The sequence below is a fragment of the Pseudochelatococcus lubricantis genome, assembly GCF_011762225.1.
Taxonomy (GTDB): domain Bacteria; phylum Pseudomonadota; class Alphaproteobacteria; order Rhizobiales; family Beijerinckiaceae; genus Pseudochelatococcus; species Pseudochelatococcus lubricantis.
Genome location: NZ_JAASQI010000002.1, coordinates 597,917 through 610,374 on the forward strand (window position 1 = coordinate 597,917; position 12,458 = coordinate 610,374).

Consider the following 12,458-nt stretch of genomic DNA (forward strand, 5'->3'; position numbering starts at 1 on the left):
GTTATCAAAGATCAAGGGACAGTCTCGTGCCTTCGAAGCGCGAGACGCAGATCATGATCTTGCGTCCTCCCGCTTTCTCGTCGTCGGACAGGTAGACGTCATGGTGAAGAAGTTGGCCGTCGCAGGCGATGACGGACGTCTCGCATTGGCCGCATGCGCCTCCCCGGCACAAGCAGGGGGCATCGATGCCGGCGGCTTCGACAGCCTCCAGAATGCTCTCATGCTCGCCCACATGCACGGTGATGCCCGAGCGGATGAGTTCGACATCGAAGGGCTTGCCGCCCGCCGGCGCGAGGAAGCGTTCCGTATGCACGTTGGCCGCCGGCCAGCCGGTGTTCCGTGCGGCGTCGAGCACGCAGTCGGTCAGCCTGTCCGGGCCGCAAACATAGACATGCGTGCCGAGCGGCTGATTTTCGAGCAGCGTCGCGACGGGCAGAACCTGATATTCGGCGCTGAAATATGGCTTGATACGATGTGCGCCGTAGCTTGCGACGAGATCCCGCCAATAGGCGCCGTGAGCACGGGAGCGCATGGCGTAGTGGAGTTCGAAGGGCACGTTGTCGCGGGCGAACCCGGCCATCATCGCGATGAACGGTGTGATCCCGATGCCGCCCGCGATGAGGATATGCTTGCGTCCGCGCTTGTCCGCCGGGAAGAGGTTGACGGGATGGCTTATGGTGAGTTCGTCTCCCGCCTTCAACACGTCGTGTATGAAGGCGGAGCCGCCGCGCGATTTCTCGGCGCGCAGCACGGAGATGGCGTAGTATCCCCTGTCGTCGGGCTCCGACATCAGCGAATAGGGATTGCGGCGAATGCGTCCGCCATCGTTCATGGAAACGACGACATGCGCGCCCGGCGAAAACGGCGGTAGCGGCCGGCCGTCGGGACGTTCCAGCCGGACCCGCTTGATACTCTCGGCGACGGGTTCTATCTCGCTGACGCGCACAGGTATCGTGGATGTAGCGCTCATTGGAACACCTCCTCAGGCGTCCGGCTGGCCGACACGGGCTCCTCCGCGTCGATGCAGACTCCCTGAAACGCCCCGAGGCGCTTCGAGTAATGATCCCTGACGAGAAGGTTCAGCCCGCAGTGGCTGCATGCGAAGGGGCTTTCGCTCACGTCCTCGGTGATGCCCTTGCAATGCACGCACTGGACGCGCCGGGCGGCCGATCCGCGATGCTCCGTGAGAACTGTGCCGGCATCCATGCCGAAGCCGGCGGCGACGTTCATGCACCGACCGATGAAACCCTCGCCACCCGCCACGTAGAGCCGCGTGCCCATCGTCGCCCTGGAAAGGCACCCTCGCAGCCGGAAAAGCAGCGTCTCGACAGTCGGCGTTTGCCGGAACAGATCCGGCTTCAGTCTTGCCAGCGCTTCGTCGTAGCCCCGGCCGGCGGCGTCCGCAGCCGCATACAACACCTCGCAGCGGTCGAAGAACGCCTCGTCGAGCGCCGGAGCCTGCGCCAGAAGCGCGAGCGCGCCTTCTCCCTCCAGGGCGAAAAAGTGCCGGCGCGCGAACAGGTCCACTTGTATCCCGCCATGGACCGGGCGGCTCGTGATGCCTTCCACCAGCATGGCAAGCCCCCTCAGCCGACGGCCGTTCGCTTTTTCTTGTCGGGATCGTCGAAGGTGATCGTGTGGGCGATAGCCTTGGCGGCGAGCGACTTGCCGCGGACTTCCAGCGGCGCGCCCTGCACGGCCTTGTCCACGTCGAGACGGGCGATGGCCATCGAACGGCCCGTGAGCTTCGAATAGCAGGGGCAGGTAATCACGCCGACCTTCCGGTCGTCGGCCCAGACCTCGTCCCCGGCGCCGGCGGGACCGTCGGCGTCGATCAGCAGCCCGAATATCCTGAAGCGCTCCTTGCCCCTGAGGCGCCAATGCTCCTCCGCACCGCGGAAACCGGTCTTGCCAGGGCTCACCGTGAAGGCAAGGCCAAGCTCCCACAGGCTGTCGCCGGGAGGTTCGTCCGCGAAGGGATACATCTGCGAATTGTCGTAAGGATAGAACAGCAGGTAGCTCTCGACCCGCAGCATGTCGAGGACGCTGAACGAGACGGGGATGATGCCGAGTTCCGCGCCTTCCCCGACGATGTGATCCCATACGGCGGGCGCGTCCTGCCCGCGCACGAAGATCTCGTAGCCGCGCTCGCCGGTGTAGCCGGTACGCGAGATCATCACGGGCAGGCCGAACAGCGTGGTCTGGATGTGATGGAAGTATCGCAGGTCACGGATGCCCGGCACGTGCCTTTGCAGGTACTCGACGGCGAGGGGGCCCTGAAGCGAGAGATTGTGCAGATCGTCGTCGAAAAGAACGGCGCAGTTTCGCCCTGCGGCCTGCTTGACGACCTCCTCATGGCCGGAGCCCGATCCGTGCACCAGCATCCAGGCGTTCGGCCCCGTGCGATACACGACGCAGTCCTCCGTGAAATGCCCGCGATCGTTGAGCATGCAGGCGTAGACGGATTTTCCCGGATATACCTTGTTCAGGTCCCGCGTCGTTATCGCATCCAGCACGGCGATGGCGTGCGGGCCGACGAGGTGAACCTTCCTGAGACCCGACACGTCCATGAGGCCGGCCCGCGTGCGGACGGCGGCATGTTCCTCGTAGATGTCCTTGTCGTATGTCCAGGCGGTACCCATGCCGTTCCAGTCCTCAAGCCTGGAACCCAGGGCCCGGTGCCGGTCCGCAAGGGCGGAAAAGCGCCATGTTGCAGTCATGATGTCCGTCTCTCTGGTTTATTATTGAGAATATTTATTTCTTAACTATATGCGCGATTTGCTGCGGCGCAAGCGGAATTTCCCCGCGACGCAGCATCGTCAGAAGGTCGGCGGCGTCAGCCCGCTGGCGCGGTGGGCGGCGATCACCGTATTCGCCATCAGCATGGCGATGGTCATGGGACCCACGCCGCCGGGCACCGGCGTGATGGCGGCGGCGAGGTCGGCGCATTCCGCGAAGGCGACGTCGCCGACGAGGCGGGTCTTGCCCTCGCCCCGTTCGGGTGCGGGAATGCGGTTGATACCGACATCGATCACGGTCGCTCCGGGCTTCACCCAATCGGCCTTTACCATCTCGGGACGGCCCACGGCCGCAACGAGGATGTCCGCGTTGCGGCAGAAGGACGGGAGGTCACGGGTGCGTGAGTGCGTAATCGTCACCGTGGCGTTGGCGTGCAGCAGCAACTGCGCCATGGGCTTCCCGAACAGGTTCGAGCGTCCGATCACGACGGCGTTGAGGCCCGACAGGTCCGCCCCGTGTACCTGGCGGACGAAGACCATGGCGCCCGCTGGCGTGCAGGAGACGAGGCCGGTGGCAAGATCGCCCGTCGCCAGCTTGCCGGCATTGATGACGTGGAGGCCGTCGACGTCCTTTTCCGGCCGGATCGCCTGGATGAGCGGCTCCGGGTCGAGATGCCCCGGCAGCGGCAGCTGGACGAGTATGCCATGGATGGCGTCGTCGTCATTGAGCATCCGGACGAGAGCGGCGAGTTCTTCTTGCGTTGTCTGCGCGGGCAGCGTGTGTTGGACGGAGTTGAAGCCGCATTCCTTCGCCATGCGGCTTTTCGCGGCCACGTAGGTGTGGCTTGCCGGATCGTCGCCGACGATGACGACCGCGAGGCCTGTCGTCACTCCGCGTTGCTGTTGCAGCGCGAGGGCTGCCGTTTTCACCGCCGCGGTCACGGATGCGGCGACCTGCTTGCCATCGATGATGTCAGCCATGGTTTAGCCCATCCGCTCGGATGCATAGCTGCCGGGGCTCGCCGGGAACACGACGGTGCGGTTGCCGTTGATGAACGTCCGATGGTGGATGTGCGCATGAATGGCGCGCGCCAGTACCTGGCTTTCGACATCGCGACCGATGGAGACATAGTCATCGGGGCTCTGCGCATGGGTGATGCGGGCCGTGCCCTGTTCGATGATCGGCCCCTCGTCGAGGTCCGCGGTCACGTAGTGGGCTGTCGCGCCGATCAGCTTCACGCCGCGCTGGTAGGCCTGCTTGTAGGGATTGGCGCCCTTGAAGCTCGGCAGGAAGGAGTGATGGATGTTGATGATGCGGCCCGACATCTCCTCGCAGAGTCTGTCCGACAGCACCTGCATATAGCGGGCGAGCACGACGAGTTCCGTTTCCGTCTGCCGGATGACGTCGAGCAGTTGCGCCTCGGCTTGCGGCTTGTTCTCCTTCGTCACCTTGATGTAGTGGAAGGGAATATCGTGATTCACGACCAGCTTCTGGTAATCGAAGTGATTGGACACGACGCCGACGATATCGATCGGCAGCGCGCCGATCTTCCAACGGTAGAGCAGGTCGTTCAGGCAATGGCCGAAGCGCGAGACCATCAGCATGACTTTCATGCGGTCCCTGGCGTTGTGGATGTTCCATGTCATGCCGAATGTTTCGGCGATCGGACCGAAGTCCTCGATCAGCGCCGGACGGCCGACACCTTCCTCGGAAATGAAGGAGATACGGATGAAGAACCGCCCCGTATCGAGGTCGTCGAACTGCGACGAGTCGATGATGTTGCAGCCCTTGCCGGCAAGATAGGTCGATATTGCCGCCACGATTCCGCGTGTGGACTTGCAGGTGACGGTGAGAATGAATGTTGTCATGGCTCTCTCTCAAGGCGGCGGGAAGAGCTTTTCGCGCCTGCCGCCGGATCGGGGGAAGCGGCCTCCGAAAGGGGTTCCGTGCGCTCAAGCGTACGGGGTGGGATGACAATCGGGGAAAGTCATCCCGTTCAGGCGTGGGGAAGGCGATCCGTGACGCAGCGAGGACTCTCAGATATCGAGGGTGGTCGCGTGTTCCCAGCTCGTGAACTGCGAGCAGTACATGTTCCACTCGTTGTGCTTGAGCTTGAGGTAGGCGGACGAGAACGCATTGCCCAGCGCCTTCTGCAGGACCTCGTCCTTCTCGTATTCGCGCAGCGCGTCGAGCAGGTTGAGCGGCAGCCGCGGCGCATCGGTGACGGTATGCCCCGCGGCGTACATGTCGATGTCGTGATGCTGCCCCGGATCGGCTTTCGAGCGAATGCCGGACAGGCCGGCGGCAATGATGATCGCCTGTAGCAGGTACGGGTTGACGGCGCCGTCCGGCAGGCGCAACTCGAAGCGGCCGGGGCCGGGCACGCGCACCATGTGGGTGCGGTTGTTGCCGGTCCAGGTCACCGCGTTCGGCGCCCAGGTGGCGCCCGAGGTGGTCCGCGGCGCATTGATGCGTTTGTAGGAATTGACCGTCGGATTGGTGACGGCCGCAAGCGCCGAGGCGTGTTTCATGATGCCGCCGAGGAAGTGCTTGCCCTGTGCCGAGAGCCCGAAGGGCATCGACTTGTCGGCGAAGGCGTTGACCTCTCCGTCGAGGTCCCAGACCGAGATATGCGCGTGGCAGCCGTTCCCGGTCAGGCCCTTGAAGGGCTTGGGCATGAATGTCGCGCGCAGCCCGTGCTTTTCCGCGATCGACTTCACCATGAACTTGAAGAACGAATGCTTGTCGGCGGTGCGCAGCGCATCGTCGTATTCCCAGTTCATCTCGAACTGGCCGTTCGCGTCCTCGTGGTCGTTCTGGTACGGCTTCCAGCCGAGTTCGAGCATGCTGTCGCAGATCTCGGCGATGACATCGTAGCGGCGCATCACCGCCTGCTGGTCGTAGCAGGGCTTCTGGGCGGTATCGAACTCGTCGGAAATCTTCGAGCCGTCAGGCGAAATGAGGAAGAACTCCGCCTCGACGCCGGTTTTTACGCGCAGCCCCTCCCGGGCGGCCTCGGCGATCAGCCGCTTGAGCAGGACGCGCGGCGCCTGTTCCACCGGCGCGTCGTCCATGATGCAGTCGGCGGCGACCCAGGCAACATCCTTGTTCCAGGGTAGCCGGATCACGGACGATGGGTCGGGGACGGCAAACAGGTCGGGATGGGCGGGGGTGAGATCGAGCCACGTCGCAAAGCCGGCGAAGCTCGCGCCATCCCTCTGCATGTCGGCGATCGCCGCAGCCGGGACCAGTTTCGCGCGCTGACCGCCGAAAAGGTCCGTGTAGCTGATCATGAAATATTTTATTCCGTTTTCAGCAGCGTATTTGGAAAGCTCCTGCGTCACTTCAGTTCCCCTTGTCGGATATCCGCCGCTTGTTCCGAGGCTTGTCTGGATATCCATCGTTTATTTAAGCTGATGCGGACCATGCCCTCCCGTTGCAGGCCGCAGGTGTAGATGCCCTCTCAAAAGCCGTTCTTGCCCGGATACCAGCCGGTACCGGCGAGCGGCACCTGCGCCATCGCCGCCGCTTCGAGCGTCAGGGCGCAGAGATCTTCCGGCTCCAGGTTGTGCAGGTGGTTCTTGCCGCAGGCGCGGGCGATGGTCTGGGCTTCCAGCGTCATGACCTTGAGGTAGTTGGCAAGCTTCCGGCCGGCGGTGACGGGATCGAGACGGCTCGCCAGCTCCGGATCCTGCGTGGTGATGCCGGCCGGGTCCTTGCCCTCGTGCCAGTCGTCGTAGGCACCCGCCGTGCTGCCGAGCGCCCGATACTCGTCCTCCCAGCGCGGATCGTTGTCACCGATGGCGACGAGCGCGGCGGTACCGATCGACACCGCGTCTGCCCCCAGCGCCAGCGCCTTGGCGACATCGGCGCCCGACCGGATGCCGCCGGAGACGACAAGCTGCACCTTGCGATGCATGCCCAGATCCTGCAGCGCCTGAACGGCGGGGCGGATGCAGGCGAGCGTCGGCATGCCGACATGCTCGATGAAGACGTCCTGTGTCGCCGCCGTGCCGCCCTGCATGCCGTCGAGCACCACCACGTCCGCTCCCGCCTTGACCGCGAGCGCCGTGTCGTAATACGGCCGCGCGCCGCCAATCTTGATGTAGATCGGCTTCTCCCAGTCCGTGATCTCCCGCAGCTCCAGGATCTTGATTTCCAGATCGTCGGGGCCGGTCCAGTCCGGGTGGCGGCAGGCGGAGCGCTGGTCGATGCCTTTGGGAAGCGTGCGCATCTCGGCCACGCGGTCGGAAATCTTCTGGCCGAGCAGCATGCCGCCGCCGCCGGGCTTCGCGCCCTGGCCGACCACGACCTCGATCGCATCCGCGCGGCGCAGGTCGCGCGGGTTCATCCCGTAGCGGGAGGGGAGATACTGGTAAACGAGGATCTCGCTGTGCCCGCGTTCTTCGTCCGTCATGCCGCCATCGCCCGTCGTCGTCGAAGTTCCGGCCAGCGTCGCGCCGCGCCCGAGGGCCTCCTTCGCGGGCGCGGACAATGCGCCGAAGCTCATGCCCGCGATCGTGATCGGAATCTTCAACTGAATGGGCTTCCTCGCAAAACGTGTTCCAAGGGTAACTGAGGTCTCGCATTTCTCGCGGTAGCCTTCGAGCGGGTAGCGCGACATCGAGGCACCAAGGAAGAGCAGGTCGTCGAAATGCGGCACCTTGCGCTTCGTTCCGCCGCCGCGGATGTCGTAGATGCCGGTCGCGGCGGCGCGGCGGATTTCCGCCAGCGTGTAATCGTCGAAGGTCGCGGACTTGCGCGGCGGGGTATGGGGGTTGTGATAGCTCATGGCATATCCCTGAAGCATGATCCCGGAAAACGGGCACCGTTCTGGACAAAAACTGTGCGTCGACGGCTGCGGCGCGGGATGGGCGTTCGCCGGTAGCTCATCCCGTCGCGGCGTCAGTAGGCGTCCGCGTTGTCGATGTTGAAGTTGTAGAGTTTGCGGGCCGAGCCGTAGCGCTTGAACTCCTCCGGCCTCACGCCGCTGACGCCGGCCTTTTCGAGCAGTTCGGCGAGCTTCGCGAGATGCTCCGGGCGCATATCCTTCTCGACGCAGTCGGCGCCGAGGCTTTTTACCTTCCCGCGAACGAAGAGCTTCGCCTCGTAGAGGGAATCGCCCAGCGCCTCTCCGGCATCGCCGAGGACGACAAGGTGCCCCGACTGCCCCATGAACGCAGACATATGTCCGATGTTGCCGAGGACGACGATGTCGATGCCCTTCATCGAGATGCCGCAGCGCGAAGAGGCGTTGCCCCTGATGACGAGAAGGCCGCCCCGGCCGGTCGCACCGGCGTACTGGCTCGCGTCGCCCTCGACGACGACTGTGCCCGACATCATGTTCTCGGCCACGCCCGGCCCGGCGGAACCGTGAACCGTGACGATGCCGCCGTCGTTCATGCCGGCGCAGTAATAGCCGACGGACCCTTGAACATCGACGGTGACGGGCGTGTCGATGCCGGCGGCGACGGCGTGGCTGCCGCGCGGATTGAGCACCTCGAACGAGAAATCGTTGCTCCCTTCCGGGATATTGCGCAGCGCGCTGTTGAACTCACGCAGCGGCGTCGTGGAGAGATCAAAGACAGGCATGTATTGTACTTCCCTCTGACTACAATTTCCTGATGAACACTTGCCCCGGCAGGAAATCAGGCTGCCTTCTCGTGATCCCAGAAATAGACGGTGGCCGGTTCCGGCTCCCACACGCGGGCGTTCTCGATGCCGGGCAGGTTAACGAGCGCGCGATATTCGGAGCCGAAAGCGACGTACTGGTCGGTTTCAGCCATGACGGCGGGCTTGCAGGCGATCGGGTCGCGCACCACGCCGAAGCCGGATTGCGTGCCGACGACGAAGGTGAAGAAACCGTCCAGATCGTCCAGCGCGCTGTTCAGCGCCTCGCCCAGATCCTTGCCCCTTGCCATCTCCGCCGTCAGATAAGCGGCCGCGACTTCGGAATCGTTCTGGCTTTCGAGGTTGATGCCTTCATGCGCCAGCGTGCGGCGCAGATTGCTGTGGTTGGAGAGCGACCCGTTGTGGACCAGGCACTGGTCGGCGCCGGTCGAGAAGGGGTGCGCGCCGAGTGTCGTCACGGCGGATTCCGTCGCCATGCGGGTGTGGCCGACGCCGTGGGTGCCGCCCATGCCGCGGACACCGAACCGCTCGACGACGTCTTTCGGCAGGCCGGTCTCCTTGTAGAGTTCGATGCTGCGGCCCGTGCCCGTGACGCGGACGGCCGGCCTGTGGGTGGCGAGGAAGGCGCGCACCTTTTCCGCCGTCGCGTCGGTCTCCAGAACTGCGTGGGTGCTCCTCACCGTGACCGACGCCGCGATGCCGGCCTCAAGCAGCTCGCCGCGCAGGTCGGCGAAGTCCGTTTCTGGCGACGCGGATTGCAGCGTGAGCTTGGTCTTTCCTTCCGGCGACGGGCGGTAGATCGCGATGCCGGCGGAATCCGGACCGCGATCCGTCATCGCGATCAACATGTCGGACAGCATGTCGCCGAGTCTCGGCTCCAGCGTCCGGTCCTTCAAGAATAGTCCGACAATGCCGCACATGGTCCCTGCAACCTCCGTTCGTTGATGAACAAGAGCTAGCACGCGGCAATGGCTTGGTCAATTGAAGAGAATAAATTTTTCTTCTAAGGCAATTTATCAATCCCCGGTCGTTCGCCTGTGGGGATAGGAGATGATCGACAGGTAGCGCGCCGGCAGCCTGACAAGCACCTCCGGCCCGTGCGGCGCATCGGCGTCGAAGAACAGGCTGTCGCCCGGGTTCATCGGATAGAGCTTGTCGGCGTGGCGGTAGATGACCTCGCCCTCCAGCATGTAAAGGAACTCCATGCCTTCATGCTGGAAGGTCGGGAACACGTCGGATTCCGTGGTCAGCGTGATGAGATAGGGCTCGACCGTGACGCCGCTCGAATTGTTGTCGATGTGGCCGAGCAGGCTATACTGGTGGCCGGCGCGCGTCCCCCGGCGCTCGATGTTGAGCCCTTCGCCGGCCTTGACGAAGGTCGCGTTGCGCGGTTCCTCGAAGCGCCTGAAGAATGCCGTCAGCGGCACGCCGAGTGCTTTCGACAGCACCTGCAGCGTCGTCAGCGACGGCGAGATGTTGCCATTCTCGATCTTGGACAGCATGCCGACGGACATGCCCGTCGCCGCCGCGAGGTCTGTAACCGTGAGGCCGAGCTTCTTGCGATAGGCGCGCACCTCATGCCCGATCGCCATCTCCAGATTGTTGACCTGCGGCTCGCGCACCGCATGCGGATCCTGCCCGAAACCGGCATGCGGCTCGATGGCCGGCAATTTATCCTTCGTGGCATCCTTCGCGCCCTGCCGCCTTGCTGTGGTCTGTGTCATGATCGCTCCGGCAAAAAGATCATTTTATCTTTATAGTGAAAAAAATTCAACTGACAGGAAAATTAACTGCGTTCCTGGCCTGGTGGATGCGCGAACAGCCGCCGGTAGGCCGTGGAGAAATGCGCCGCGCTTGAAAAGCCTGTCGCAAAGGCGATTTCCGAGATCGACAGGGGGCTTTGCTGCAGCAGCCTGCGCGCGTGCTGCAGGCGGATCGTGCGGTAGGTCTCCAGAAAGCCCCGGCCGAGGTGATCGGCGAACAGCCGGTCGAGGTGCCGCGGGCTGATGCCTGCGAAAACCGCCATCGAGTCCCGGCCCAGCGGCTGCTCGATCGTCGCCTCCATCTTCGCGAGGACATTGAGCAGGGCAGGGTGATGCACACCGAAGCGCTCCGCCGCCGAGGCCCGCTGGGGTGCCGCCGGCTCCGCGACCGCCGTGTGGAGGTACCAGTCGCTGACACGCCGCGCGAAGTCCGCTCCCATCCGCTCGGCGATGAGCGCATGCATCATATCGAGGGGCGCAACGCCGCCGCCGCAGGTGATGCGGTTGCCGTCGAGCACGAATCGCGCCTGGCGGGGAACCAGATGCGGAAACGCCTCGATCAGCGCCGGCGCATGCTCCCAATGGATGGTGAAATCCCGGCCGTCTAGCAGGCCGGCGGCGGCGAGCAGATACGGCCCGCCGGAAATTCCGCCGATTCGTACGCCGCTGCGCGCCAGAGTCCGCAAGGTCGCATGCACCTGCGGATAGCGCCATTCTCCCGGTTGGCCGCCAGCGCAGACGAAGACCGTATGCAACGCATCGTGGGCACCCTGGCCAAGCGGCCGGCAGGGAACGGTCGCGCCGGACGAGGACGGGACGGGCGCGCCGTCAGGCGAGAGCGCCACGATTTCGTAAAGCGCACTGCCGGCGAGCATGTTGGCCGCCCGCAACGGTTCGGTCGCGGACGCATAGGACATCAGCGCGAACCCAGGCAGGAGAATGAAGCCGATCGGCTGCGTCAGGTGGAAAGGATTCTGCTTCATGTCTCTTTTATATAATTTTTCGTCCCTTTTGTGTAACGAAAAATGTTTCCGCCGTCCTATCAAAGGATATCAACCGGGATCTTGCAGATGCGCTATTCGGCACTTTCGATTCTTCTGAACGGCCTGCGGGGCAATGCGGGCTGGAGGCCGGCATGGCGCCAGCCGCAGCCGAGGCCGCATTACGACGTCGTCATCGTCGGCGGCGGCGGGCACGGGCTCGCGACGGCCTACTACCTCGCGAAGGAGTTCGGCATCACCAACGTGGCGGTGCTGGAGAAGAACTACATCGGCTCGGGTAATGTCGGCCGCAACACGACGATCATCCGCTCCAACTATCTCCTGCCCGGCAACAATCCGTTCTACGAGCTGTCCATGAAGCTCTGGGAGGGATTGGAGCAGGATTTCAACTTCAATGCGATGGTTTCCCAGCGGGGCGTCGTCAACCTGTACCATTCCGACGCCCAGCGCGATGCCTATGTGCGGCGCGGCAACGCCATGCGGCTCCACGGTGTCGATGCCGAACTGCTGGACCGCGATGCCATCAGGGCCGTGTTGCCGTTCCTCGATTTCGACAATGCCCGCTTCCCCATTCAGGGCGGGCTGATCCAGCGGCGCGGCGGCACGGTGCGGCACGACGCGGTCGCGTGGGGCTATGCGCGCGGCGCCGATAGCCGCGGCGTTGACATCGTCCAGAACTGCGAGGTCACCGGCGTCCGCCAGGACGGCAACCGGGTCACCGGCGTCGAAACCACGCAGGGCTTTATCGGCTGCGACAGGCTGGCGCTCGCCGCAGCCGGCAATTCCTCGCAGGTGGCGCAGATGGCCGGGCTCAGGCTGCCCGTCGAGAGCCATGTGCTGCAGGCATTCGTCTCCGAGGCCCTGAAGCCGTTCATCGACTGCGTCGTCACCTTCGGCGCGGGGCATTTCTACGTCTCGCAGTCGGACAAGGGAGGCCTCGTCTTCGGCGGCGACATCGACGGCTACAATTCATATGCCCAGCGTGGCAACCTCGCGACCGTCGAGCACGTCGCCGAGGCGGGCAAGGCCCTGATCCCGGCGCTGTCGCGCGTGCGGGTGCTGCGATCCTGGGGAGGCGTCATGGACATGTCGATGGACGGTTCGCCGATCATCGACCGTGTCCACCGCGACAATCTCTATCTCAACGCCGGCTGGTGCTACGGCGGCTTCAAGGCGACGCCCGCCTCCGGCTATTGCTTCGCGCATCTCATCGCGAAAGGGGAGCCGCACGAGACCACGCGGCAGATGCGGCTCGACCGCTTCGAGCGCGGCTACCTGATCGACGAAAAAGGGCAGGGCGCGCAGCCGAATTTGCATTGATGTC

At 64.1% G+C, this 12,458-nt stretch carries 12 protein-coding genes; 1 reads left to right on the top strand and 11 read right to left on the bottom strand.

Annotated features, from left to right (window positions below; all coding sequences use genetic code 11):
- Positions 1–4: 4 nt before the first annotated feature.
- The 11 genes from FHS82_RS06735 to FHS82_RS06785 all read right to left on the bottom strand — a co-directional run bounded on the left by FHS82_RS06735 (position 5) and on the right by FHS82_RS06785 (position 11,116).
- A complete protein-coding gene (locus FHS82_RS06735; RefSeq protein WP_166950117.1) occupies positions 5–970 on the bottom strand; it encodes a PDR/VanB family oxidoreductase in 966 nt (321 codons plus the stop codon).
- Positions 967–1,575 (bottom strand): dimethylamine monooxygenase subunit DmmA family protein, encoded by a 609-nt coding sequence (locus tag FHS82_RS06740; RefSeq protein WP_166950119.1) that lies wholly within the window; start codon positions 1,573–1,575, stop codon positions 967–969. Before FHS82_RS06740 ends, FHS82_RS06735 begins: the two co-directional genes overlap by 4 nt.
- A gap of 11 nt (positions 1,576–1,586) precedes the next feature.
- Positions 1,587–2,720 carry an aminomethyl transferase family protein gene (locus FHS82_RS06745; RefSeq protein WP_166950121.1) on the bottom strand — a complete coding sequence of 378 codons (1,134 nt, stop codon included), beginning with the start codon at positions 2,718–2,720 and terminating at the stop codon, positions 1,587–1,589.
- 99 nt (positions 2,721–2,819) lie between these two features.
- Positions 2,820–3,719, bottom strand: coding sequence for a bifunctional methylenetetrahydrofolate dehydrogenase/methenyltetrahydrofolate cyclohydrolase FolD (gene folD / locus FHS82_RS06750; protein WP_166950124.1), 900 nt, complete (start codon positions 3,717–3,719; stop codon positions 2,820–2,822).
- Between the two features lie 3 nt (positions 3,720–3,722).
- A complete protein-coding gene (purU, locus tag FHS82_RS06755) occupies positions 3,723–4,607 on the bottom strand; it encodes a formyltetrahydrofolate deformylase (protein ID WP_166950126.1) in 885 nt (294 codons plus the stop codon).
- A 168-nt stretch (positions 4,608–4,775) separates the two neighbouring features.
- Positions 4,776–6,140, bottom strand: coding sequence for a type III glutamate--ammonia ligase (gene glnT, locus FHS82_RS06760; protein ID WP_208394113.1), 1,365 nt, complete (start codon positions 6,138–6,140; stop codon positions 4,776–4,778).
- 62 nt (positions 6,141–6,202) lie between these two features.
- Positions 6,203–7,531 carry an FMN-binding glutamate synthase family protein gene (locus FHS82_RS06765; protein WP_166950130.1) on the bottom strand — a complete coding sequence of 443 codons (1,329 nt, stop codon included), beginning with the start codon at positions 7,529–7,531 and terminating at the stop codon, positions 6,203–6,205.
- Between the two features lie 113 nt (positions 7,532–7,644).
- A complete protein-coding gene (locus FHS82_RS06770) occupies positions 7,645–8,331 on the bottom strand; it encodes a GltB/FmdC/FwdC-like GXGXG domain-containing protein (RefSeq protein ID WP_166950133.1) in 687 nt (228 codons plus the stop codon).
- Between the two features lie 56 nt (positions 8,332–8,387).
- Positions 8,388–9,290 carry a class II glutamine amidotransferase gene (locus FHS82_RS06775; protein ID WP_166950135.1) on the bottom strand — a complete coding sequence of 301 codons (903 nt, stop codon included), beginning with the start codon at positions 9,288–9,290 and terminating at the stop codon, positions 8,388–8,390.
- A 96-nt stretch (positions 9,291–9,386) separates the two neighbouring features.
- Positions 9,387–9,962, bottom strand: a complete 576-nt coding sequence (locus tag FHS82_RS06780; protein ID WP_246225162.1) for a helix-turn-helix domain-containing protein — start codon at positions 9,960–9,962, stop codon at positions 9,387–9,389.
- A gap of 194 nt (positions 9,963–10,156) precedes the next feature.
- Positions 10,157–11,116, bottom strand: coding sequence for a GlxA family transcriptional regulator (locus FHS82_RS06785; RefSeq protein ID WP_166950137.1), 960 nt, complete (start codon positions 11,114–11,116; stop codon positions 10,157–10,159).
- Positions 11,117–11,203: 87 nt separating this feature from the next.
- Between FHS82_RS06785 and FHS82_RS06790 the strand changes: the two genes are divergently transcribed.
- Positions 11,204–12,454, top strand: a complete 1,251-nt coding sequence (locus FHS82_RS06790; RefSeq protein WP_166950139.1) for a sarcosine oxidase subunit beta family protein — start codon at positions 11,204–11,206, stop codon at positions 12,452–12,454.
- Positions 12,455–12,458: the final 4 nt, after the last annotated feature.

Excerpts from the sequence above, each read along its gene's own strand:
- FHS82_RS06735 (WP_166950117.1), bottom strand. The coding sequence starts at position 970 with ATGAGCGCTACATCCACGATACCTGTGCGCGTCAGCGAGATAGAACCC.
- FHS82_RS06740 (WP_166950119.1), bottom strand. The coding sequence starts at position 1,575 with ATGCTGGTGGAAGGCATCACGAGCCGCCCGGTCCATGGCGGGATACAA.
- FHS82_RS06745 (WP_166950121.1), bottom strand. The coding sequence starts at position 2,720 with ATGACTGCAACATGGCGCTTTTCCGCCCTTGCGGACCGGCACCGGGCC.
- folD (WP_166950124.1), bottom strand. The coding sequence starts at position 3,719 with ATGGCTGACATCATCGATGGCAAGCAGGTCGCCGCATCCGTGACCGCG.
- purU (WP_166950126.1), bottom strand. The coding sequence starts at position 4,607 with ATGACAACATTCATTCTCACCGTCACCTGCAAGTCCACACGCGGAATC.
- glnT (WP_208394113.1), bottom strand. The coding sequence starts at position 6,140 with ATGGATATCCAGACAAGCCTCGGAACAAGCGGCGGATATCCGACAAGG.
- FHS82_RS06765 (WP_166950130.1), bottom strand. The coding sequence starts at position 7,531 with ATGAGCTATCACAACCCCCATACCCCGCCGCGCAAGTCCGCGACCTTC.
- FHS82_RS06770 (WP_166950133.1), bottom strand. The coding sequence starts at position 8,331 with ATGCCTGTCTTTGATCTCTCCACGACGCCGCTGCGTGAGTTCAACAGC.
- FHS82_RS06775 (WP_166950135.1), bottom strand. The coding sequence starts at position 9,290 with ATGTGCGGCATTGTCGGACTATTCTTGAAGGACCGGACGCTGGAGCCG.
- FHS82_RS06780 (WP_246225162.1), bottom strand. The coding sequence starts at position 9,962 with ATGGCGATCGGGCATGAGGTGCGCGCCTATCGCAAGAAGCTCGGCCTC.
- FHS82_RS06785 (WP_166950137.1), bottom strand. The coding sequence starts at position 11,116 with ATGAAGCAGAATCCTTTCCACCTGACGCAGCCGATCGGCTTCATTCTC.
- FHS82_RS06790 (WP_166950139.1), top strand. The coding sequence starts at position 11,204 with ATGCGCTATTCGGCACTTTCGATTCTTCTGAACGGCCTGCGGGGCAAT.